Annotated in this window: 22 protein-coding genes; 8 read left to right on the forward strand and 14 right to left on the reverse strand. The window is 49.1% G+C overall.

Features of this window, described 5'->3' with window-relative positions; translation table 11 throughout:
• Positions 1-63 precede the first annotated feature (63 nt).
• The 3 genes from LC508_RS06605 to LC508_RS06615 all read left to right on the forward strand — a co-directional run bounded on the left by LC508_RS06605 (position 64) and on the right by LC508_RS06615 (position 4017).
• Positions 64-1497: a PucR family transcriptional regulator gene (locus tag LC508_RS06605; RefSeq protein ID WP_033140494.1), complete on the forward strand. Its 1434-nt coding sequence runs from the start codon at positions 64-66 to the stop codon at positions 1495-1497.
• Between the two features lie 327 nt (positions 1498-1824).
• The gene (locus LC508_RS06610; RefSeq protein WP_054351110.1) at positions 1825-3000 is read left to right on the forward strand and encodes an MFS transporter; all 1176 of its coding nucleotides are present in this window, start codon (positions 1825-1827) and stop codon (positions 2998-3000) included.
• A 27-nt stretch (positions 3001-3027) separates the two neighbouring features.
• Positions 3028-4017, forward strand: coding sequence for a uroporphyrinogen decarboxylase family protein (locus LC508_RS06615; RefSeq protein WP_033140495.1), 990 nt, complete (start codon positions 3028-3030; stop codon positions 4015-4017).
• Positions 4018-4068: 51 nt separating this feature from the next.
• On the opposite strand, the gene LC508_RS06620 is transcribed toward LC508_RS06615, so the two are convergent.
• On the reverse strand, positions 4069-5169 hold the full coding sequence (locus LC508_RS06620) for a DUF362 domain-containing protein (protein ID WP_033140496.1): 1101 nt from the start codon (positions 5167-5169) through the stop codon (positions 4069-4071).
• Between the two features lie 180 nt (positions 5170-5349).
• Here LC508_RS06620 and LC508_RS06625 point away from each other — a divergent pair, with 180 nt between their 5' ends.
• Positions 5350-6138 (forward strand): arylamine N-acetyltransferase family protein, encoded by a 789-nt coding sequence (locus tag LC508_RS06625; RefSeq protein WP_052099263.1) that lies wholly within the window; start codon positions 5350-5352, stop codon positions 6136-6138.
• Here LC508_RS06625 and LC508_RS06630 read toward each other — a convergent pair.
• From LC508_RS06630 to LC508_RS06650, 5 genes are all read right to left on the reverse strand, one after another.
• On the reverse strand, positions 6120-6491 hold the full coding sequence (locus tag LC508_RS06630) for a hypothetical protein (RefSeq protein WP_052099265.1): 372 nt from the start codon (positions 6489-6491) through the stop codon (positions 6120-6122). The two genes, LC508_RS06625 and LC508_RS06630, sit on opposite strands and share 19 nt — an antisense overlap.
• 14 nt (positions 6492-6505) lie before the next feature.
• Positions 6506-7753: a Y-family DNA polymerase gene (locus LC508_RS06635; RefSeq protein WP_330425235.1), complete on the reverse strand. Its 1248-nt coding sequence runs from the start codon at positions 7751-7753 to the stop codon at positions 6506-6508.
• Between the two features lie 90 nt (positions 7754-7843).
• Entirely contained in the window at positions 7844-8431 is a 588-nt protein-coding gene (locus tag LC508_RS06640) for an SOS response-associated peptidase (protein ID WP_033140616.1), read from the reverse strand.
• 101 nt (positions 8432-8532) lie between these two features.
• Positions 8533-8751 (reverse strand): hypothetical protein, encoded by a 219-nt coding sequence (locus LC508_RS06645; protein ID WP_033140498.1) that lies wholly within the window; start codon positions 8749-8751, stop codon positions 8533-8535.
• 163 nt (positions 8752-8914) lie between these two features.
• Positions 8915-10240 carry a replication-associated recombination protein A gene (locus tag LC508_RS06650; RefSeq protein ID WP_103731691.1) on the reverse strand — a complete coding sequence of 442 codons (1326 nt, stop codon included), beginning with the start codon at positions 10238-10240 and terminating at the stop codon, positions 8915-8917.
• Between the two features lie 168 nt (positions 10241-10408).
• On the opposite strand from LC508_RS06650, the gene LC508_RS06655 reads away from it, so the two are divergent.
• Together LC508_RS06655 and LC508_RS06660 are read left to right on the forward strand one after the other, a co-directional pair.
• Positions 10409-10939 carry a sigma-70 family RNA polymerase sigma factor gene (locus LC508_RS06655; protein ID WP_052099268.1) on the forward strand — a complete coding sequence of 177 codons (531 nt, stop codon included), beginning with the start codon at positions 10409-10411 and terminating at the stop codon, positions 10937-10939.
• Positions 10932-12131, forward strand: a complete 1200-nt coding sequence (locus LC508_RS06660; RefSeq protein WP_103731690.1) for a DUF4179 domain-containing protein — start codon at positions 10932-10934, stop codon at positions 12129-12131. Before LC508_RS06655 ends, LC508_RS06660 begins: the two co-directional genes overlap by 8 nt.
• Positions 12132-12330: 199 nt before the next feature.
• On the opposite strand, the gene LC508_RS06665 is transcribed toward LC508_RS06660, so the two are convergent.
• The 3 genes from LC508_RS06665 to rhaM all read right to left on the reverse strand — a co-directional run bounded on the left by LC508_RS06665 (position 12331) and on the right by rhaM (position 14028).
• Positions 12331-13164, reverse strand: coding sequence for an alpha/beta hydrolase (locus LC508_RS06665; RefSeq protein WP_118594104.1), 834 nt, complete (start codon positions 13162-13164; stop codon positions 12331-12333).
• A 111-nt stretch (positions 13165-13275) separates the two neighbouring features.
• Positions 13276-13626 carry a DUF2200 domain-containing protein gene (locus LC508_RS06670; RefSeq protein ID WP_103731688.1) on the reverse strand — a complete coding sequence of 117 codons (351 nt, stop codon included), beginning with the start codon at positions 13624-13626 and terminating at the stop codon, positions 13276-13278.
• 90 nt (positions 13627-13716) lie between these two features.
• Complete coding sequence (gene rhaM, locus LC508_RS06675; protein WP_033140504.1) at positions 13717-14028, reverse strand: L-rhamnose mutarotase; 312 nt, start codon at positions 14026-14028, stop codon at positions 13717-13719.
• A 239-nt stretch (positions 14029-14267) separates the two neighbouring features.
• Between rhaM and LC508_RS06680 the strand changes: the two genes are divergently transcribed.
• Positions 14268-15260 (forward strand): aldo/keto reductase, encoded by a 993-nt coding sequence (locus tag LC508_RS06680; protein ID WP_033140617.1) that lies wholly within the window; start codon positions 14268-14270, stop codon positions 15258-15260.
• 91 nt (positions 15261-15351) lie between these two features.
• Here the strand turns inward: LC508_RS06680 and LC508_RS06685 are convergent, their stop codons facing one another.
• The 3 genes from LC508_RS06685 to LC508_RS06695 are packed head-to-tail and all read right to left on the reverse strand — an operon-like array spanning position 15352 to position 19494.
• Positions 15352-17283 (reverse strand): ABC transporter ATP-binding protein, encoded by a 1932-nt coding sequence (locus LC508_RS06685; RefSeq protein ID WP_081960236.1) that lies wholly within the window; start codon positions 17281-17283, stop codon positions 15352-15354.
• Positions 17283-19046 (reverse strand): ABC transporter ATP-binding protein, encoded by a 1764-nt coding sequence (locus LC508_RS06690; RefSeq protein ID WP_033140505.1) that lies wholly within the window; start codon positions 19044-19046, stop codon positions 17283-17285. The genes LC508_RS06685 and LC508_RS06690 overlap by 1 nt, the downstream gene beginning before the upstream one ends.
• 13 nt (positions 19047-19059) lie before the next feature.
• The gene (locus LC508_RS06695; RefSeq protein WP_103731687.1) at positions 19060-19494 is read right to left on the reverse strand and encodes a MarR family winged helix-turn-helix transcriptional regulator; all 435 of its coding nucleotides are present in this window, start codon (positions 19492-19494) and stop codon (positions 19060-19062) included.
• A gap of 231 nt (positions 19495-19725) precedes the next feature.
• On the opposite strand from LC508_RS06695, the gene LC508_RS06700 reads away from it, so the two are divergent.
• Positions 19726-20616 carry a LysR family transcriptional regulator gene (locus LC508_RS06700; RefSeq protein ID WP_103731686.1) on the forward strand — a complete coding sequence of 297 codons (891 nt, stop codon included), beginning with the start codon at positions 19726-19728 and terminating at the stop codon, positions 20614-20616.
• Here LC508_RS06700 and LC508_RS06705 read toward each other — a convergent pair.
• Both LC508_RS06705 and LC508_RS06710 read right to left on the reverse strand, forming a co-directional pair.
• Positions 20613-22163 carry a hydantoinase/oxoprolinase N-terminal domain-containing protein gene (locus LC508_RS06705; RefSeq protein WP_103731685.1) on the reverse strand — a complete coding sequence of 517 codons (1551 nt, stop codon included), beginning with the start codon at positions 22161-22163 and terminating at the stop codon, positions 20613-20615. The genes LC508_RS06700 and LC508_RS06705 overlap by 4 nt on opposite strands.
• Entirely contained in the window at positions 22156-23256 is a 1101-nt protein-coding gene (locus LC508_RS06710) for a DUF917 domain-containing protein (protein ID WP_103731684.1), read from the reverse strand. The genes LC508_RS06705 and LC508_RS06710 overlap by 8 nt, the downstream gene beginning before the upstream one ends.
• Positions 23257-23315 lie beyond the last annotated feature (59 nt).

Consider the following 23315-nt stretch of genomic DNA (forward strand, 5'->3'; position numbering starts at 1 on the left):
ATACTTTGATATAAAGCTGCATATCAGCATAACCTGCTTATGCAGAACAGGGGGATTTTTATTATGAAACTGAGTATGTGGATGATAGCCAACAGGCTCAAACCGCTGAATCCTGAGTTCCAGATCAGCGATGGTTCGCCTGCTGTTTTAAAGAGTGCCCGGCGTGCCTATGCCACCAACTGCGTTTATGTGTTTCCCAGCGGAAACGACGTTATCTGCCAATGGGAAAACGACACCATCAGACTGAAAGATATACAATTTGACGAAGCCTTTGAAATCATTCAGGGCATCTTTGATTTTTATGAGGACTGGGATGCCGCCATCGTCTCAGCCGCGGAACAGGGGGATTACCAGAAGATCCTGGATGAAAGCTGGCACTGTTTCCACAATCCCATGGTCCTGCTGGACGCCAACTGCAATGTTCTTGCATACAGCCAGCAGTATAAAGAGGTTTATGTGGACGAGGAGTGGGCACACCTGATGGAATACGGCTGCAGCTCCATTGACAGCATCCGTTTTATGAGACGTGACTGCACAGACCAGAACTTTTTTAATGTGGGAGCCACCAAATATCATTTTGACAGGAAAGCACTCTCTGACTGCCTCTCATCATTTATCTATTATGACCGTGCCCAGTGCGGACGGATCACCCTGGTGGAACGAAACCGAAAGCTCAATACCGGGGACTGCCAGCTTCTGGACCATATCACACGGCTTCTTGCTGTTTCCATGGGAAAAGCAGGGCCTGCCGCGCCTCCGGATGGTGACCATTACAGTGTATTCCGAGATTTGATCAAGGGGGTTTCCGTCAGTGACAGAGAGCTTGGACGGCAGTTGGAAGTCAATGACTGGTCCACAGAGGATACCTACGGCCTCTGGGTGTTTCACGGGGAAAACGGGGTTCTGGAGGAACAGGTGCTTCTTCTGGCTGCCCACATGATATCCCAGCAGCTGCCCCACTGTGAGATCTTCTGCCTGGATGGCAGCGTGGTGCTTCTCTATAATGAAAAACGGGAGACCTCTGACACTTTAAAACACCGCCTGAGCCGCCTTGTGCGCCATAACCATATGCGAGCCGGCATCAGCCTTCCGTCCTGTTTCCTAAAAGACATTCAATATCACTACAAACAGGCACTTTTTGCCCTGGAGGAAAAGCTGCCGGACAAACATTACTATGATTTTTATCCCAGGGCCATTGACTACATAATCAAAAACAGTGCCCCTGATGTCCTTCTGGCGGCCTGCCATCCGGACATCATCCGGTTTCACCGACTGGATTTGAATCAGCCCACAGAACGGGTGCGCACCATGGCGGCTTATCTGAACAATGAGCGCTCTCTTCTTCACACTTCCGAAGAACTGTTTGTCCACAGGAATACACTGGTGTACCGAATCAAAAAAATAACGGAGGAGCTTAGCTGCAATCTGGAGGAAGGTTATACCCGTGATTATATGAAGCTCTCCATCCGTATCCTGAAACTTTTCGGCTGTATTTAATGCCGCACATCTGCCGGCTGTCATCGCAGGAGTCTGTTCCCTAGACGTGTACAGACTTCTGCAATTTTTTTAGTTTTCTGCACATCTCTGCCATTTTTCTTATGCAGTACGAATAATCACCTGTTTTTCCATAAAATTTCGTATTTCCCAACTGTAGTTTTTATATCTCCTTTTTCTTATAATCTAAGTATAGTAGTTGTTCGGTAATTCTGCAGAACATTCAAACAATATATGCAGAACACTGATTTTGCTGTTATTTCCGGAAAATGCGAAACCAACTGACCGCAGCACAAAAAGAGAGAATGAAAAGAAAAAGGAGGCTTTCGTATGAGCACTACGAAAAATAAGGTTGGTCTGAAAGAGACCATAGCCATACTATCTCTATATTTTGTATCCATGGGATTTACTGTTGTGACGCCTGCTATGGCGAAACTGGCAGCAGCTTTTCCTGACAACAACTTTTCCCTGATATCCACCCTTCCCACCCTCTTCGTGGTATTTGCCACTCTATGGGCAGGTACTGTGGCAGGGAAAAAGGTAAAATACCGCACCCTGGCCCTGACCGGCTGTATTATTTTCACTGTATCCGGCACACTTCCCGCCATCGTGGGCGGTTCCTTTGCCTTTATCCTGGTGACACGCGCACTGGTAGGTATCGGCCTGGGCCTCATGGCTCCTCTTGGAAACGCACTGATCATCGGTCTGTATGAAGGCCAGAAACAGGCAGCTTACCTGGGATACGGCACACTGCTTATGAACGGCGGCGGTATTATTCTCCAGATGCTTGGCGGCGCTCTGGCTGATATCGGCTGGAAGACCACCTTCTTCGGACATCTTCTGGGCGTCATCTCCATCGTATGTCTGATCTTCCTGCCGGAACCGGAAAAAGCTCCTGTACAGCAGGAAACCGGCGGCAAACCGGCAGCAAAAGACAAAATATCACCTTTTGTATACACCATTGCCATTTTGTTTCTGCTGTTTAATGTATTGAACTACCCTGTTATGCTGAACATGTCCCTGATGTTTGAAATGAAGGGTGCCGGCGGTGCGACCATGGCTGCAACAGCTCTGTCCCTTTACACAGTTGCCGGATGTGTGGCAGGTTTCCTGTTCGGTACGATCTTCAAGATAATGAAACGTTTCTGTCTTCCCATTGCCTTCTTCCTCTGGGCAATCGGCGCTTACTGCATTTACATAGGCAAAACCATGGTGGTCATGTCAGCAGGTACTATTTTGATCGGATTCGCATTCTCCGTGATCATGCCTGCAGCCTTCACACTGGTTGGTATGCGTACCCCGCCTTCCACAGTGGCGATCGGAACTTCCATTGTCATGGCACTTATGAACCTGGGCGGCTTCCTCAGCAGCTTCTGGCTGTCTCTGCTGAAAGCGATCTGCGGTGAAAATATTTACTCTCCGCTGCTGGTGGAAACTGTGATCATTGCGGTACTGGGCGTTGTATTTTTGATCTACAACCCTTTCCCAAAACAGGCTGAGCAGTAAAAGCACCCCTTTACAGGAGGAAACTATATGCTGACGAAAAGAGAAAATTTCCTGGAAACCATCCGGGGCGGCAGACCTGACCGTTTTGTCAACCAATATGAAGCTTTCCGGATACTTTACAATCCCGTTATGATGCACAGCCCAATGCCCGGCCCCGGGGATCTATATGTGGTGAATGACTGGGGAATCGTAAATTCATGGCCGGCCGGAACACCGGGACCTTTCCCGGTACACAAGCCGGAAACCATTGTCATCAAGGATATTACCCACTGGAGAGATTATGTCCATGCCCCCGCCACCAAATATTCGGAGGCGGAGTGGGAGCCGTTTATCAAACAGGCGGAAGAGGTGGACCGGAAAGAATATTTTGCTACCCCCTTCGTGGCGCCGGGGCTTTTTGAACAGTGCCACCACCTGGGTGAGATTCAGAACACCCTCATCAACTTCTATGAGGAGCCTGAATACATGCACGAGCTGATCGACTATCTGACGGAATACGAGCTGTCCCTTGCGGAGGAAATCTGTACGCATTTAAAACCGGATGCCCTGTTCCACCACGACGACTGGGGAAGCCAGACTTCCACCTTCATCTCACCGGAAATGTTTGAGGAATTCTACCTTCCGTCCTATAAGAAGATTTACGGGATGTACAAATCCATGGGTGTGGAAGTGATCATACATCACTCTGATTCCTATGCGGCAACCCTGGTTCCCTACATGGTTGAGATGGGTATTGATGTATGGCAGGGAGTCATGTGCTCCAACAATATCCCGGATCTGATCGCAAAATACGGCGGGAAACTTTCTTTTATGGGCGGCATAGACAGTGCAAAAGTGGATTATGAAGGCTGGACAAGAGAAGTGATCGCAAAAGAAGTACGGCGTGCCTGCGAGGAAAACGGCAGATTGTATTTCATCCCCAACACTTCTCAGGGACTTCCCATGAGTACCTTCCCCGGTGTCTATGAGACAGTGACCGAGGAAATAGATAAATACAGCAAAGTGGTTTTTGGTTAATACCCTTTAAAAGGGCGCCCTGCAGTTCCCGCTGCAAAGGCGCCCTTCCTTTTATTCCTGTTTTTCAATATAATCTTTTAAAAATTCATAGATCTGATTCTCCGTTGGCGGACATCCCTTCAGGGAGTGCCGGAAGCATCTGGTACAATTACCGATTCCAAGCTCCCCGGATTTTTTCTGAAATCCCTGTCCGATGCAGATCTTTGTCTTCAGCTCTTTGAAAAGCCCTTCCTCCTTCAGTTGGTCCAGAGCAGGGATCAGATATCCATAACAGGCACTGCAGGATTCCACCTCCTCCACAGCGTCCTGAAGCTCCACGATTTTTCTCTTGACAGGCACATGAACGGAATGCTCCTGTTCATTGCAGGCGCGAAGCACGGCTTTTGAAAAATCAGCGCTTCCCACTCCCAGCTTCTCCGCTATTTTTATATATGGCACCTCCTCTGTTTCATAATTCAGAAGATGGCATACATAGGTGTCACAGAGCACCGGGTCGGCTGCCGCTAAAATCCTGTCCATCACCACCGGATTGCCCCCGTCCTCAAAGTCCAGGTCCCCGCAGATGTTGTCCACCACAATGAAATCCTGGCGCAATACTGTGTTCAGATGAGCAATCGGCTTGTGCAGCCCCATGGCGTGAAAATGTCTCTTCTCTTTATTGGGTATCAGCCCCTTCATGTTTTTCAGGGCACAGGTGACCTTTGTCTGGCAGTGTCCCTTCAGCACAGGCACATTGATCAGAAAATCAAGGGCCAGGGCACTGTCACAGATCTGCAGCTGCATTCCCGCACAGTCACAGGATGTGGTGCTGTCCTTCTGGGTATCCACAAGTTCTACCCCGTATTGCTTTGCCAGACTGTCATATCCGCACACCTGAAAAGCCTCCGCAGTCCGGTCTCCCACCCAGGAGCCCTCCAGGATCACCAGGTTTTCATAGTTTCTCTCCTGCAGATATTCCAGAATCCCGGCAATGATCTCCGGGTGTGTGGTAGCCCCGTAGGAAGCCTCTGTGGGGGATACCAGATTGGGCTTAATGCCGATGCGGCATCTTCTGTCAGGTATCCGTGTGTCCAGTTCTGCCTCTCTTAAAAGGCGCTTTGTCATCTCTTTGTAGTCTTTTCCGTGTATCATCAGAATTTCGTTTTTTTCCATTTCTCTGCCGGCTCCTTTATCGCCTCTTTTCTCTGGAAAACAGGCATTTTTTTCATTTTACTGTCACCAAAATAGTATCATAATTCCCCTGTATATGCTATACTTGTTTTATGGATTTTCCGCTGTCAAAAGCCTGCGGCAGCGGTACGTAAATACAAAAAGAGAAAAGGATTTATTACTATGTACGAAGAATTGTATGAACCCATTCCCCAGACAAAACCCTATCTGAAACGTCTGGGACTTACCGCTGTGCCGGCGGCTGACAAGGAGAATCTGGACCGGCTCATCTACGCCCACCAGCTCCATGTCCCCTTCGAGGATCTGGATGTGTGTGAATTCAAGAGAACCGCATCCCTGTCCATCTCCTCTCTGTATGAAAAGATCGTGTTGAAAAAACGGGGCGGATACTGTTATGAACTGAATGCACTTTTTGCCTCCCTGCTCACTGCCTGTGGGTATGAAGTCACACCCTGTATGGCCAGAATCATCCGGGACTGCGATGACGAGTTCATCCCCCCGATTTCCCACCGGATCAACCTTGTGCGGATAGACGGGCAGCAGCATTTCTGTGACGTGGGATACGGCGGTCCCATGCCCGCTGCCTCCATGCCCCTTGTGGACGGCTTAGAGGAATGCATCAAAGGCCAGACCTTCCGTCTTGACCAGACAGATGCTTTCTGGTGGAAGCTTTCCTACTGCTCCAAAGATACGTTTTCCACTGTCATGAGCTTTTCCCCTGTTCCCTGTGAACCGGTGGATTTTGTGGCTTTGAACGCCTTTGCCTCCACCCACGAACATTCTGTCTTTCCGCGTCTGCGCATGGTGAATCTGCGGACGCCGGGAGGAAGTGTGTCCCTGATGGGAGACATTTTCACCTGTTCGGAAAACGGTGAAAAGACCGTCCGGCAGATAACGGAGGAGGAATTCCTCCCTGTGCTGGAACAGTATTTTCATCTGCATATCTCCTGATCTTCGGTACAAATCACCCCGTCTGCCGGCTGAGCAGACGGGGCATTCTTTATCATTGCCCAGCGGTGTTCCTCCAGAAAAAAGATGAGTTTTATCTCTGTCTCATATCCCTCTTCTTCTATTTTACAGACATATTCCAGTGTGGGAATGCCATTGTAGTGTTTTTCCTCCCTGCAAAGGACCCGGATGCTGCGGACCGTGTGGATCTGTCCTTCCTCATCCTGGTATTTTAAAAGCTGCAGGCTGGTATCCCCTTTGCTGGTAAACCAGCAGCCCACGGCAATGCTCTTTTGTTCTCCCCGGATACTGCCTGCATCCGCTTTCTCCATATGGATATCTGTGCCGAATGCCATAATTCTCTCTCCTCTCAGTGTTCACAGCGGTAACGTTTCTCCCTGGACATCCCGCCGCTCATATGGTCAATGGGGGATTCCAGGAACACGGCCCGCTTTACCGCATCCATACCATACCGCCTCCGTATGGTGTCCACGGCCCGGTCCAGCCGCTCCAGTTTCCCGTAATCCCTTGTGTCAAAAAGTTCCATCTGCCGCATGGCATTTTCATCCTGTATCCTGCCTGTGTGTATGCCCAGATGCCGGATGGGAAGCCCGTCCCAGAGTTTCAGAAAGAGACTGCAGGCATGGCGGTGCAGCTCCTCTGTAATGTTCGTGGGAGCCGGAAGCCGGCACTGATGAGAGGCAGTCTGAAAAAGATAATCCTTGATACTCACAGACAGCACTTCTGCCTTCTTTCCGTCCTTTCTAAGCCTGGCTCCCACCGTTTCCGCCAGAGCCAGAAGCACCAGGGATGCCTGAGACGCAGATGTCACATCCACCGGAATGGTGGTGGAATTTCCATATCCCTTGTTGGGCGGCGGCACAGCCTCCACCAGGGAAAAGTCTCTTCCGTTGGCAAAATTCCAGATAAGTTCCCCCTGCTTCTTCATGTGCCGTTTCAGTATCTCCACATCAGTCCGCGCCAGATCCCCTATGGTATAGATACCCAGATTACAGAGCTTTTTTGCCGAAGCCCTCCCCACAAAAAACAGCTCACTTACAGGAAGGGGCCACAGCTTCAGCGGAATCTCCTGCGCAAAAAGGGTGTGCGTCCTGTCAGGCTTCCTGAAATCAGAAGCCATCTTTGCCAGCAGCTTGTTCTCAGAGATACCGATATTGACGGTAAATCCCAGCTCTTCCCGGATTCTTTCACGGATACGGTCAGCCGCCTGTTCCGGGGATCCGAAAAGTTTTTGCGTGCCGCTCATATCCACGTATGCCTCGTCAATAGAATACTGCTCCACATCCGGGGAATATTCCCTCAAAAGAGTCAGCAGGGCATGGGAACTCCTGTCATAGAGGCTGTAATCGGGAGGTACAATGGTAAGGGGGCCGTACTTCTGCCTGGCCTCCCAGATCGAGTCACCGGTACGGATTCCATATGCTTTTGCCGGCATGGATTTCGCCAGAATGATTCCATGCCTCTGGTTTACATCCCCTCCCACCGCGGAAGGAATATCCCGCAGATCCAGAACTTCTCCCCTGTATTTCCTTCTGTATACCGCCTCCCAGGACAGATAGGCGCTGTTGACATCCACATGAAAAATGACCTTCTCCATTTTCATCACCTCATTACATTCTATTCATGTAAGAATTATATCAGAACATATGTTCTGTTTTAAATAGGTGATTCATGGAAAAAGGACCCGCTACTGCAGGTCCAGTGTCTGTTGCTCATATTCTGTACTATTATAAAGCATGACCGGTGTCTGCCCAAGCAGGTCTTCCGCCTTCTGTCTGCTGAAGATCCAGTCCTTAACCTGCCGTTCCTCCAGGATCAGGGGCATCCTGTCATGAATCCGGCGCATGGAGTCATTGGCCTGCGTGGTCAGGATCACAAACCGTTCTTCCTCTCCATACCGGTTATAAATGCCGGCAAAAAATAAAATTCTGCCGTCAGGTCTTGTAAATGTGTACTTTTCTTTCTTTTTATCCCACTCATAGAAATTTTTGGCCGGAATCACGCATCTCCGAAGAAGAAGGCTGTCACGAAATGTTCTCTTTTCCAGTGCTGTCTCCTGCCTTGCGTTAAAGATCACCCGGCTTTTTTCAAATCCGGGAAATCCCCACATAAGCTCCTCCCCGCACAGCTCTCCCTCTCTTCCCGTGACCACAGGTGCACTCTGGGAGGGAAATACATCCCGGCTCTTTTCTTCCAGCAGTTTTTTATCAATCTGGCGTACCAATTTTTCCATTTCCCTGATGGTATCATCATCAATATAATATCTGCCGCACATAAGCCCTCCTTTTTTCTTTCCTATCTGTAAGGATGCGCATCTGTATTTCTCTTTATTCTCCGTGTGAAAAGGAGATGCGAAAAATCGCATCTCCCCTGTTCTCACGCCTCTGTAAAGGTATACCTCTCTTTTACGCCGTTGGTCACAACTTCGTACACAACGGAACCGTCCTCACGCTCTGTCTTCTCACAGGTGGAAACTTTGCTGGTCAAACCCTTCATGTAAGTGTCCAGATCATCAGTATCCACTTCTTTGATCTGGGAATCCGGATGTCCGTCACACAGATTATAAATCTCATGAATCAGTTCATAATGTTTCATACACAATTACCTCCTTGTATTCATGGTTTCTATACATAACTGCTCTTATACACGGTCAGCGCAGTCAATGCGCAGATCTGACGGGACAGTTACTTTATACTTCTATTATAAACGAATTTCCTGATTTTTACAAAGCTTCTTTTTGATTTTTCAGTTTTTTCTTCTATTCTTCGGAATGTTCTCTCTTCCACTGCAGAACAGACTCCAAACGCGCTTTGACGATTTTTTCCTCCCCCTGTTCTGTGGGGTGGTAATAGCGTCTGTCCTTTAGAGAATCCGGCATACACTGCATGGTGCTCAGTTTCTCCTGTGTATCATGGGCATAGACATATCCCTGTCCGTAGTCCAGCTCCTTCATAAGCTTTGTGGGCGCGTTGCGCAGCTGGAGGGGAACCGGTTCTGCTCTTTTATTCTTCACATCCTCCTTGCAGTGCTCGCAGGCAGCATACAGGGCATTGGATTTCGGCGCCATGGCAAGATATGTAACTGCATGTGTCAGATGCACATCGCACTCCGGCATTCCCAGAAAATGACAGGCCTGGTATGCTGCCACTGCCACCTGCAGGGCATTGCTGTCCGCCATCCCCACATCCTCACTGGCAAAGCGTATCAGCCTCCTGGCAATATAGAGAGGATTTTCCCCGCCCTCCAGCATCCGGCACATCCAATAGATAGCCGCGTCCGGGTCACTGTTCCGCATGGATTTATGCAGGGCGGATATCAGGTTATAATGCTCCTCCCCGGTCTTGTCATACAGCAGGGATTTCCTGCTGATGCACTGCTCCATCCCTTCCCGGGTCACGGTAATGCCCTCTGCCGTGATTTCTCCGTTTAAGACCGCCATCTCCAAGGTGTTGAGGGCAGTTCTGGCATCTCCGTTTGCAAAAACAGCTATGGCCGTAAGCTGTTCCTCTGTGATACGGACATTCTGCCCGCCAAACCCTGCCGGGTTTACCAGGGCATGTTCCAAAAGCTTCACCAGATCCTTTTCCTCCAGTGCCTTCAGCACAAATACCTTACACCGTGACAAAAGAGCCGCGTTGATCTCAAAGGAAGGATTCTCCGTGGTGGCCCCGATGAGCGTAATGCTGCCCTTCTCCACATACGGGAGAAAAGCATCCTGCTGGGCTTTGTTAAAGCGGTGGATCTCGTCCACAAAAAGAACCGTGCGGATTCCCATTCTCCGGCTGGTCTCCGCATGGCTCATCACATCTTTGATCTCTTTGATGCCGCTGGTCACCGCGCTGAAATTAATAAAATCAGCTTTTGTCCTTCCCGCAATGATACTGGCCAGCGTGGTTTTCCCCACTCCGGGCGGCCCCCAGAAGATCATGGAAGAGATCTGGTCCCGCTCTATGAGCTGACGCAACATCTTCCCTCTTCCGAGCAGATGCTCCTGCCCTACAAAATCCTCCAGACGCTCCGGCCTCAGGCGGCTTGCAAGGGGAGCCGTCTGCCCTCTGTCGTCAAATAATGTCATCTGTTCCATATCACCTGTACCTCCGTAAACGAACCGTCTTAACTCATCATTACTATCTTACCAAACATTCGTTCGTACAGCAATATTTCTTTTTTTATTGTAACCATTTATGTTATATTAAAGTCTAATCAGTATAATCATCATGCATGAATGAAAACTGACGTGGGAGGAAAATGTGTGGACAAAGAAAAAATGGCGAAAAAAGCCATGCGCGGAGATACAAAAGCCTATGGAGAGCTGATTCATCTATATCAGGAATATTTATACAGTGTCGCCTTTCTGCATGTAAAAAATGAACAGACTGCACTGGACATGGTTTCCGAATGTATCATAAAAGGCTACGAAAACATAGGCCGTCTGCGGGAACCGAAATACTTCCGAACCTGGATGACAAGAATCCTGTTAAATGCCATAAACGACTATTACAGGAAAAACCCAGTATGCGCCGTATATGAAGACGCCTGTCTGGCAATAACAGAAAGCCCGAATGCGGGCATATCACCGGAGGAAAAAATAGATTTATACCAGGCAGTGGACGCTCTTCCGCCGCGTTACAAAACGATCATTATCCTGCAGTATTTTGAGAACCTGAAAATAAGTGAGATTGCCTTTGCCCTGGACATCCCGGAAGGCTCCGTAAAAGCTTATTCCCACAGGGCTAAGGAAAAGCTCAGACAATATCTGAAGGAGGACTACCTGTATGTATGAAGATAACAGAATAAAAATACCGGAAGAACTGGGGCAGGTTGTTGAAAACAGTCTCCGGAAAGTCAAGAAAATTCACAGGCGAAAGGTATTCTGCAAAGTCTGTCTCACCGCCGGTGCCTGTGCCGCTGCCATTACGCTTCTGCTTGTATGGGGGTTCAAAAATCCTGTAATGGCCAGTAAGCTGCCTGCCATCGGACATTTGTTCTCCCAAATCGAAAAGGACGTCAGCTACAAAGGAAATTTCAGCTCCAAGGCCAATATTCTGCTGCCGGAGGATAAAGGCAGCCGGACAGACTCCCCTTATATACAGGAATCTAATGGAATCACCATCTCCGTCACTGAGACATACTGCAATAATCTGGCCGTCTACCTGGCTGTGGAGATTTATAATGAAGAAGCATTTCCCGATGACTTTATGGCTACAAAATATGATGAAAACTATATTGACGGATATGATGTACTTCGTATGGACAGCATTGACACCTTCAGTTTCGACAGTCCCAAAAGTTCTTATGAACCGTTTCAGATACAGGGGAATTATAAGGATGCGCATACCTTTATAGGAATCATACGTGCAGAGACCGGAGCTGCCAATTTCCGCCTGGAACAGGATACTGAGGTGCCTGAAACCTTCCAGTATGAACTGAATATCAGCAGTTTATCTGGCTATATTTACAGTGGCTGGGTCGAGGATACCTACATCGATCCCGTGACAGGGGAGGAAGGGATCTGCAGACACTTAGACGGACAGGAATCCAAAGTTTACAAGGGTAACTGGAACTTCAAATTTGATCTTAAAATCGACCCGGCACAGATACAGACAGTCACTTTAAATGACGTGAATGACAAAGGAGTCGGCATTAAGGAGGTTGTTAAAACGCCCTTCGAGATAACTGCCACTTACGTTCATCCGGAAGGTACGAAAGCATACGACTATGCTCTTGTCATCTGTGACGCCAACGGCGATTTCCTGGATTTCCAGGGAGAAAATACAAGAAATACATACCAGACTTATGAGCGGAATACGGATACGGTCTCGATTTTTCTCTTTGAAAACGAACAATTCTGGTCAGGGCTGGTGCAGTATTATTGGGCTGAGGACTACGAAACAAAACGGAAAACGAAAACTTTTGCGGAATATTTAGAGGAACATGCCCTTTACAGCACGCATGTGGATTTCACAGATAAGTAGGAACGGCTGTCCGCAGACGAAAACAGAAGCATGTCAGGATTCCTGTATCATCAGGTATTTCCCGGCATGCTTCTTCTTAATAGAAAAATCTTCTTATCCCTGCAGCAAATCTCTTGCTTCCGACTCATCATGGGCAACATCCCTGAGACCATAATGTTCCGGTGTTGCTCTTGCAGGAACCACCATACTGTCCTGCCAGCTATATACCGACATTCCCGCTGTTTCTTCCCAACCCTGTATTCTCTGTGGGAAGCCATTCCATGGCACGTTTGATATAAGTATCCCAGAAATCCCATTCATGAGCTCCTGCACCGCTTTCATATACTGCATTCACCCCGTTTTCTTTCAGAAAATGATACATATCCAGATTAACGTCTCTCAGGCCGTCCTGTTCTCCGCATGCTATGTACACTTCAGGAAATTCTGCGTGCTCTTCTTTTATTCGTCTGACGAGATATTTGGGGTTATTCTCACTTTCAGCCACTTGATCAAGATTTCCCCAGATGCTCTCTGCGTAATCTCTTCTTTCAAGCACATTTACGGTATCGTTTGTCCTGTGGGGCAGCTCCTCTATCAGGAACGCTCCGGAAAGAGACACAATATATCCGAATGTCTCATGATACTTCAGCCCGTTTAGCAAAGCTCCGGCTCCGCCCATTGACAGGCCGCCGATAAAGGTATCTTCCTTTTTTCTTGAAAGAGGAAACATTTTCCGGGTCAACTCCACTAACTCTTTTCCCACAAACTTCCCGTAATTGTTCATGGCTTCCGGGTGATCCACATAAAAAGAATTATCTCCTGAAGGCATGACCACCGCCAGATCGTGCTCTTCCGCATACCGCATGATCTTAGTCCCTGTCACCCAATCCATATAGTTTCCGAAGATTCCGTGGAGCAGGTAAAGCGTTTTGTATGGTTTCTCCTCTCTGGCCGGCATTCCCGGCATCTGCTGCTTGTCTGCCGGCAGGATCACATTCACCGGAACTGTACGCATTAAATTTTGTGATAATAAATTCATTTGGATAAAAGCCATGATCTGTTTTCTCCTTTTGTTAAATTTGATGTGCGGGTACTGGAACTCCTTAAATTATATCTAATTGTACCTCAAAAGTTCCCGTATGGCATTTGGGATCAGCAGAACCCCTCATGTTCTTAATATTTTATCCATTGCCTTTCCTCTTGCAAGTTCATCGATCAGTTTATCAAGGTATCTGATTTCCTGCATAAGGGGTTCCTCAATCTCCTCCACTCTGATACCGCATACGGTTCCTTTGATCAATTTTCTGTTCGGATTCATATTCGGCGCATTTTCAAAAAAGGCGGCATAAGTTATGGGATTCTCAGTCATCGCATCGATTTCGTCATGACTGTATCCTGTGAGCCAGCAGATGATTTCATCCACTTCTTCTTTCTGCCGTCCTTTTTTCAGTGCTTTATTGACCAGAAGCGAATAAATCTTTGAAAAACTCATCTGATATACTTTATCGTTATTCATTGGCGTGTCCTCCGCATTTATGATTCCCTGATTTCAGGATTTTCTGCTTCTTCCGGAGCGTGTTTAAAAAATCGCTTTCGGCAGGCTGTATCAGTCCAGATGGAACAGAGGTTTTAAGTCCACGGAAACCGGGCTGTTGTCAGGATTTGTCTCCATAATATCCGCCATAAAATCCCACCATTTCCGATTGATCACAGTGTCTGCCCCTTTTGCCCATAGTTCTTCATTATCAATTTCTATGTACCCAAATAAGGTAAGGGTCTCACGGTCCAGAAAAATAGAGTAATTCTTACCTCCATGGGTGTGGATCATCTCTCTCATTTCAGGCCAGAGTTCATTATGGCGTCTCTCATATTCCTCCTCAAAGCCGGGATATAGTTTCATTTTAAATGCTTTATACATGTTTTTTCCTCCCAATCATCACTGAAACTTTTTATCAGTTGTAAACAGGATTTCCGTAAAACAGCCCTGCAGCTGACTATCTCCATTATACTTTTCTTTCACCGGAAAAGCCATACCCATTGACAGGACTTCAGGAAATTTTTATAATAACGTTACTGTTTACACTGTGCCCGGCAATACGCTCCCCGATGCACAGATATAACAATACGCTGCTTCACACAGCGGGAAAGAAGGAAAATATGAAGACACTCTCTATTGGAAAATCAGATATATGCTCTCCATACATCGCCATGGGAACCTGGGCCATCGGCGGCGGTACCTGGTGGGGTGAAAACGATGATGCCCTCTCCATCCGTACCATTTCGGAGGCCATGGAGCATGGGATTCTCTGGTTTGATACAGCTCCGGTCTACGGCATCGGCCACAGCGAGGAGGTTGTGGGAAAAGCCCTGAAGGGAAAACGTGACAAAGTTCTGCTCTCTACCAAATGCGGACTGGAATGGGATTATGAAACACCCTGTTTCCACAAAGTCATGGAAGGCCGTAAGGTATACCGGGACCTGTCCCCCAAAGGCATCCGCAAAAATCTGGAGGACAGCCTGCGCCGCCTGCAGACAGATTATATTGATATCTACTACACCCACTGGCAGTCTCCGGACTTCGCCCTCTATCCTCTGGAAGAGACCGTAGGCGTACTGATGGATTTGAAAAAAGAAGGGAAAATCCGTGCCATCGGAGCTTCCAATGTAAACGCGGATATCGTCCGCCAATACTGCCGTTTTGGGCAGCTTGATGTGATTCAGGAAAAATACAGCATTGTGGATACCCGCATTGCCTCGGAACTGGTCCCTGTATGTGAAGAAAACCAGGTGTCCATCCAGGCCTACTCTCCTCTGGAACAGGGACTGCTGACCGGTAAGGTGACTATGGATACAGTGCTCTCTTCCACGGATGTGAGAAATAAAAACCGTTTCTGGAAACCTGAAAACAGAAAGCTCATTCTTGATATGATGGAGAAATGGACGCCCCTTACGGAAAAATACGGCTGTTCCCCGGCAAACCTGGTCATTCGTTATACCGCTTCTGCTATAAATAACCTGAACATCCTGTGCGGCGCCCGGAAACCGGAACAGATTCTTGATAATGCCAAAGCCCTGGAACTGCAGTTACAGGAGGATGATATTCGCCGGATGACAACAATGCTCGATGAAGTCCGCAGTCATCTTATCTGACTTTCTTACAAAAGGGGATGTGCACCGCACATCCCCTATCCGTCTGTTAGCAAAGACAGATACGTCAAATGCTGCCCCTTCTATCTATTCTTTATGCCGTCTCCTCCGCAAAATTCCCTGTGTACAACTGATAATACTTCCCTTTCTCCTCCATGAGCTGGTCATGGGTTCCTCTCTCGATGATCCTTCCCTGTTCCAGGACCATAATACAGTCAGAATTCCGCACCGTTGACAGCCTGTGGGCGATGACAAAGGTAGTTCTGCCTTTCATCAGCCGGTCCATACCCTGCTGCACCAGTGTCTCCGTCCTGGTATCAATGGAGGAAGTTGCCTCATCCAGTATAAGCACAGGCGGGTCAGCCACAGCGGCCCGCGCGATCGCCAGAAGCTGCCTCTGGCCCTGGCTTAAATTGGAGCCGTCCCCGGTGAGCATGGTGTCATATCCATCCGGCAGACGTCGGATGAAACCATCTGCGTTTGCCAGTTTTGCCGCTGCCCTGCACTCCTCATCCGAAGCCTTCAGGCGGCCATAGCGGATATTTTCCATTACGGTTCCTGTGAACAGGTGGGTATCCTGAAGCACCATGCCGAGAGAACGCCGCAGGTCGGATTTTCTGATCTTATTGATGTTGATATTGTCATATCTTATCTTTCCATCCTGTATATCATAGAAACGGTTGATCAGGTTGGTGATCGTCGTCTTACCTGCACCGGTGCTTCCCACAAATGCAATCTTCTGTCCCGGTGTGGCAAAAAGTTTGATATTGTGCAGCACGATCTTATCGTCATTATATCCGAAATCCACATCATTGAAGGTGACATCCCCCTCAAGCCTCTGATAGGTCACGGTCCCCTCCGCCTTGTGCGGATGCCTCCATGCCCATATACCGGTCCGCTTTTCGCTCTCTGTAAGGCTGCCGTCCGGCTGTTCTTCTGCGTTGACCAGCTCCACATAACCGTTATCCACCTCCGGCTCTGCGTCTAAAAGCCTGAAGACACGGTCCGCGCCTGCCATGGCCATAACGATACTGTTCATCTGCTGGCTGATCTGTGTGACAGGCTGTGTAAAGTTCTTATTCAGTGACAGGAAGGATACCAGGGTTCCAAGCGTCAGCCCGGTAAATCCCTTCAGGGCCAGGACCGCGCCCAGTACGGCACAGAGCACATAGCTGATGTTGCCCAGGTTGCTGTTCACCGGCATCATGATATTGGCAAATGTGTTGGCCTTATCTGCACTGTCACGAAGCTCCTCGTTCAGCTTTCTGAAGTCCTTTACACTCTTCTCCTCATGGCAGAACACTTTTACTACCTTCTGGCCCTCCATCATTTCCTCAATATAACCATTTACCCGGCCCAGGTTCCTCTGCTGCTCACCGAAATATTTGCCGGATTTGCCGCTTAACTTTTTCGTGGTGACCATCATGATCCCGACCATCACCAGTGTCAAGAGGGTCATGGGGATATCCAACACGATCATGCTGGTAAATGTGATCACGATCGTCACCGCTGAGTTGACCACCTGGGGAATACTCTGGCTGATCAGCTGGCGGAGGGTATCCACGTCATTGGTATAGACAGACATAATATCCCCGTGGGCATGGGTATCAAAAAACTTGATGGGCAGAGACTCCATATGTGTAAACAGATCCACACGCAGGTGTCTCAAAGTTCCCTGGCTGATGTATACCATGATCCGGTTGTAGGCAAATGCACACAGCACCCCCACCGCGTAGATCCCGATCAGCGTAAGAAGCGCCTTTTTCAGCGGCCCGAAATCAGGATTCGATGCTTTGGTCATGGGAATGATATATTCATCGATCAATTTCTGCATAAACAGGGTTCCGCTCAGGGTAGCCAGCGCTGTAGCTACAATACAGACCACTACCACAGCGAAAAGCCATTTATAATTTTTCATCATATATCCCAGCGTCCGCTTCAGGATCTTTCCCGCATTGTCCACCTTGGGTCTGGGACCGCGGACGTTCATGCCCGGGCCTTTTACTGCCTTTACATTTTCTGCCATTATGCTGCACCTCCTGTCTTCTTTCCGGCCTGGTCAAAGTCTCCGCCGCCTTTGATCTGTGTCTCATAAATCTCCTTATAAATATTGTTATTGGCCAGCAGATTCTCGTGTGTATCGAATCCGTTTACCCTTCCGTCATCCAGGACCAGGATTCTGTCCGCGTCCTGCACACTGGAAATCCTCTGGGCAATGATCAGCTTGGTGGTTCCCGGAATTGCCTTGGCAAAAGCATCTCTGATCTTCGCGTCTGTGGCAGTGTCCACGGCGCTGGTGGAATCATCCAGGATCAGTACCTTTGGTTTTTTCAGCAGCGCCCTGGCAATACAGAGCCTCTGTTTCTGGCCGCCGGACACGTTGGTCCCTCCTTGTTCGATGTAGGTCTCGTATTTGTCAGGGAACTGCTCAATAAATTCATCTGCACAGGCCTGGCGGCATGCTTCCACGCATTCCTCCTCAGTGGCCTGTTCATTTCCCCATCTCAGGTTATCCAGTATGGTGCCTGAGAAGAGGACATTCTTCTGAAGCACCACAGCCACCTGATTTCTCAGCTCCTCCATGTCATAGCTCCTCACATCCTTGCCGCCTACGGATACAGTCCCTCCCGTCACGTCGTAGAGACGGCTTATGAGATTCACAAGACTTGATTTTCCGCATCCGGTTCCGCCGATGATTCCCACGGTCTCCCCTGCTTTGATATGCAGGTCAATGTCTGTCAGTGTCTCTTTGCCGCTGCCGTGTTTGTAGGAAAAATTCACATGGTCAAAATCAATTCTGCCGTCCGGTATCACAGGATCAGGATTCTCCGGATTGACCAGATCCGCCTGATCATTCAGGACTTCGGCGATACGTCTGCCGCTTGCCGCACTCATAGTCACCATGACGAATATCATGGAGAGCATCATAAGGGACATGAGGATTCCCATAATATAACTGAACATGGAAGTCAGCTCACCTGTTGTCAGATCCCCCACAACAATGAATTTTGCTCCGAACCAGGAAAGCGCAATGATACAGAAATAGATGACAAACATCATCACCGGACCGTTCAGAGAAAGGAATTTCTCAGCTTTTACAAAGAGACGGTACAGATTGTCTGCAGCTTTTGTAAATTTTTCATTCTCATATTCTTCCCGCACATAGGCTTTCACCACACGGATCGCAGAGACATTTTCCTGTACACTGGCATTTAATGCATCGTATTTTTTAAATACCACATCAAATATCTTTGTTGTCCTGCTCATGACAAAGATAAGGACTGCAGCCAGAATCACAATAGCCACCACAAAGATCAGGCTCAGCCTTACATTAATGAAAAAACACATGAACATACTGCAGATCAGGGTAAAGGGAGCGCGCACCGCGATTCTCAGGATCATCTGGTACGCGTTCTGCACATTAGTCACGTCTGTTGTCATACGGGTGACCAGACCTGCTGTACTGTATTTGTCAATATTGGAAAAAGAAAAGGTCTGTATATTGTCATACATGGCTTCTCTCAGATTACAGGCCAGACCTGAGGAAGCGCTTGCCGCATAGCGGCCTGCCAGAACTCCGAAGAGCAGACTGAGCATGGCAAACACCAGCATGAGTGCACCGTACTGATACACCTTGGCAATGCTGCCGGCCTCAATCCCCTTATCAATGATTGCCGCTGTGATAAATGGTATCAGAACCTCCATCACCACTTCCAGGGCGGCATAAAGCGGTGTCAGCAGGGAAGCCTTCTTATACTGCTTCACCTGCGCAAGTAATGTCTTGATCATGTTGTAAGCCTCCTTATTGCTTTAAATTACTCAGCATTCGTTCCAGCAGTTCCGTCAAAAGCTGTTTTTCTCCCTCTGTAAAACCCCGGTACATACATTCCTCCAGGTCACGAAACCCCTGATCGATCTCTCCTTTCAGTTCATCTGCCCTCTCTGTAAGACGGATATGTTTCAGTCTCTCATCCGCAGGGTCCGGCACAAAACCTATGTATCCGGCATTTTTCAGCTTTTTCAGGAGAGATGACACGCTGGCTTTTGACAGCCCCAGGGAGATATGAAGATCCCTGGCGCAGATATCCTGGTCCGCATGGTCTGTCAGGTAGCACAGCACATTGCACTGAGCCGCCGACATCCCGTGCCTGACCATCATGGAATTACCTATGGACTCCATCGTCAGATTCAGCTTTTTCAGCAGACGCATCACATTTTCGTCCTTTACCTTCTGCATATTTTGTCTCCTTATCTGAAACAAGTTCGCTTGCTGACTGTTTCCTTACAAACTAGTTTTACACCATTTTTCCTTGTATGTGAATTAGAAAAATGTTATCATTAATAAAGTATATTAATTAATATATCTGGGTTCTTTTTATTATAAGAAGCACAGCCCGCCGGACCGGTACACGCAGACACATCTGTCCGGTCTGTAACACGGGAAATATCTGCAGAGAAAGGAATTTTTATGAATACCGTACAATTAGAATGCTATATGGCAGTGGCGGAGAACCTGAACTTTGCCAGAGCCGCCGAACAGCTTCATATAACACAGCCCGCCGTAACCCATCAGATCAATTCTTTGGAAACCGAACTGGATGTCAAACTGTTCAAGCGGACCACCAGGACAGTGGAGCTCACGTCCCCGGGATGGGTTTTTCTCGGATACGCCAGGGATATCCTGGCAAAGACAGCCCAGGCCAAAAACAGACTTGCCGGACATTTTGAAGATCAGATACAGCCTTTTATCATAGGATGCCACAGCTCTTTTGAACTGACTATGCTCCCGGAGGCGCTGCGGCGGCTGACCAAGGCATATCCCCAGGTGCATCCTGACATTAAGATGGTCCCCTCTCAGGCCCTGCGAAACCTTCTGCAGGAGGAAACCCTGGATGTGATGCTGGGCTTCGGGGAGGATAAAGAAAAGAAAAAAACAGGCACTTATGTGGAACTGATCAAAGCGCCTGTGGTGTGCGTGACAGCAGGTGACCACGCCCTGGCAAAAAAAGACGCGGTCACCCTGGACGAACTGCACGAAGGCCGCCTGGTTCTCTGCGATCCTCACAAATCCTCCCCCGTGATCACGGAAATGCAGGGAAGCCTCATCAGCACACGGCCTCCCTCCCAGATGTTTTTCTGTGAAAATATAGAGTGTGCCCTGGCTTTTGTAAAGGCCGGCCTGGGCTTTACCATTCTGCCGGATATGCCTCTCATGCGAAGTGATGATCTCTGCTATATTCCCGTAAAAAATGCAGCACCGGCTTCCTTTGGGCTTTATTACAAAACCCTCCAGAATAATCCGGTGCTGCGCAGTTTTATACGCATTATGAAAGAATGCTCACAGGTACAGAAGCTTTAACCCAGATCTCCTGCCGCCTTTATTTTCACCCGGTTGGTATTTCCCGGATAGTAGGCAAGAGGGACATCCTCCACATCAATGATCTCCACAGTCTCCTCCACAGCGCCCGCATCCACAGCCATGGCTATGGCCTCTTTCCTGGCCTGTGCAAGCGCCTCCTCTCTGGGAACCACATCAAAGTCCAGAAGCTTTTCATAGGTTCCGCTCACTTTAGAGATGGCAGAGCCGATGGCATTGGCTGTCTGGGCATGTTCCGGGTTTACACTGCGGCTGGTTCCCTCCAGCTCCTTTGGAAGAATGATGGAGCCGCCGCCAACCATGATGACCTCCACATCCTGACTGGATACCTTCATGGCATCAATGCCTTCCTCCACCATTTCTTTGATGACATCCATAGCTTTTTTCGCAAAATCCGGGTCAATATGGGATACCTTCTCCCTGTCTCCGATCTCGGCCATTCCAAGCCGCACGGCAATATCCGTGGCTGTCATCACATCACCGCCGAACACAAGGGCCTTTTCCGTAATGCGGTACCCCACACTGTCAGGCCCTACCGTCACCGTGCCGTCCTCTTTCTCATGTACGACAGAACCGCCGCCAAGGCCGATGGAAAATACATCCGGCATACGGAAGTTGGTCCGCACGCCTCCGATAGTCACGGCAACACTGGATTCCCGCGGAAATCCGTTCTGGATAACGCCTAAATCCGTGGTCGTACCGCCCACATCGATCACCACCGCATTCTGGATCCGGCTCAAATAACTGGCGCCCCGGATGGAGTTGGTGGGTCCGCAGGCCACTGTGAGGATCGGATACTTTTTGGCATATTCCATGGTCATCAGGGTACCGTCGTTCTGGGACAGATAGAGTGCCGCGCCTGTCACGCCCTCCTCCTTCAGACTTCTGGCAAACCCATCGGTAAACCGCTCCGCCACCCTGCAGAGCGCCGCGTTTAAGATCGTGGCATTTTCCCTCTCAATAAGGCCCATGGAACCGATCTCGCTGGATATGGAAATGCGGACATCAGGCCCCATGATCTCCCTGCAGATCTGCGCCGCCCGCAGTTCATGGTCATTGCGCACAGTGGAAAATACGCAGGAAATGGCTACAGACTCCACTTTTCCCTTTATCTTTCGGAAAAATTCTGCTGCTGCCTCCTCATCAAAAGGAGCCAGTTCCTTTCCGTCATACTCAAATCCGCCGCCTATAACTGCCACGGACTTAGCAATGGCCCTGATATCCTCTGCCCAGTCCACCATAGGGGGAATCCCCAGTGTGGCCGGCGCTCCGATTCGCAGAATGCCGATAGGCGCCAGATGCTTTCTCTCCACAATGGCATTGGTACACTGGGTAGTTCCCAGCATAGCCATGGTAATCTCTTCTTTATTCACACCGGAGACCTGTAAAATTTCACGCACGGCACACACAATGCCGTCGTAGATATCCTCCGAAGTGGGATGCTTGATCTCTGCCTTTACCTGTAAATCCTCATTGATCAGAACCGCATCCGTATTGGTTCCGCCCACATCTATTCCCAGCTTATACATCTGTGCATCCTCCTTTGCAGCGTTCTTCCAGTGGAATATAATCCGTATCGCAGCCGAAATACCGCGGTCCCACCAGCTCCAGTCCGGCCTGGCTTCTCCACATTTCAAAGCATTTCAGCCCCACCAGCATGACTCTCTTGCCGTATTTCAGCGCATCTGTGGTGACCGGAGCAAAAGTTTCCGTGTCCACAAGGCAGATAAGGTCCGGCACGGTAGCCAGGATTTCCCCGTCCACCACTGCTGTCAGGTTCTCATTCTGGAATTCCACATAGGCCTGTCTGCCTCTGTATTCCCCAATCCCTTCCAGGCACACCTTTCCGAAGTTGAATGCCCCCCTGGTCTCCCGGAGCACATCGCCGATCTTTCCTTTAAAAAGTTTGAAGCCCTCTGAAAACCGCAGGAAATTTTCCTCCGGAGTCCCCTGCTCCATATCTTTTACGCAGCGGATCGCCTCCCCCAGCCTCTGGCTTCTGGTGACGATATGCTTCACAGCATATTTTTTAAGCTCCGCGCCGCTCATACAGTACAGGGCCACAGAAACAGAACCGCCGCAGCTCATGGTCACTGACCGGGCCAGTTCTTCTGTCCATTTGTTGGTGATCGTATTGAAAATGGCGGAATTTCCTTTCTCATCTGTGAGAGCCATAGGGCTGGCGCTCATACCGCCCATGGTAAATGTCACCATCTGCAGTTCCGGAAAAGCCCGTCCCATACCGTCCGCATCCACCATGGGAAGCCCCATTCTGGCGGAGGCCGCGATGGGAAGCATACTGTTCACACCGCCTGCCTCGATAGGCATAAAGGCATAGACTTCTTTTCCGAAGAACTTGGAAACCATATCATAGAGCACCCGGTACTCTTTGCCGCCGATTCCCTTTTCCCCCAGAATGGTGGGGGCTCCCATCATGGCAATGGGCACGACCAGCGCGTCATCCGGCACCTCCCCGGGGTCTAACAGTGTGACCGGGCCGCATTCCCTCACCGCACCCATAGCCACCAGCTTGCCTATATAGGGGTCTCCGCCGCCGCCCGCGCCTAAAAGGGCAGCACCCATGGCGATATCCTCAATCTCTTCCAATCCTATTTTTCTCAAAATCCCATCTCCAATCCAGCGGCACAGGTATCTCCTGCCGCGCGTTTTGTTTTTTTCTA

The sequence above is a fragment of the Blautia parvula genome (assembly GCF_020215665.1).
GTDB classification, from domain to species: domain Bacteria; phylum Bacillota; class Clostridia; order Lachnospirales; family Lachnospiraceae; genus Blautia; species Blautia celeris.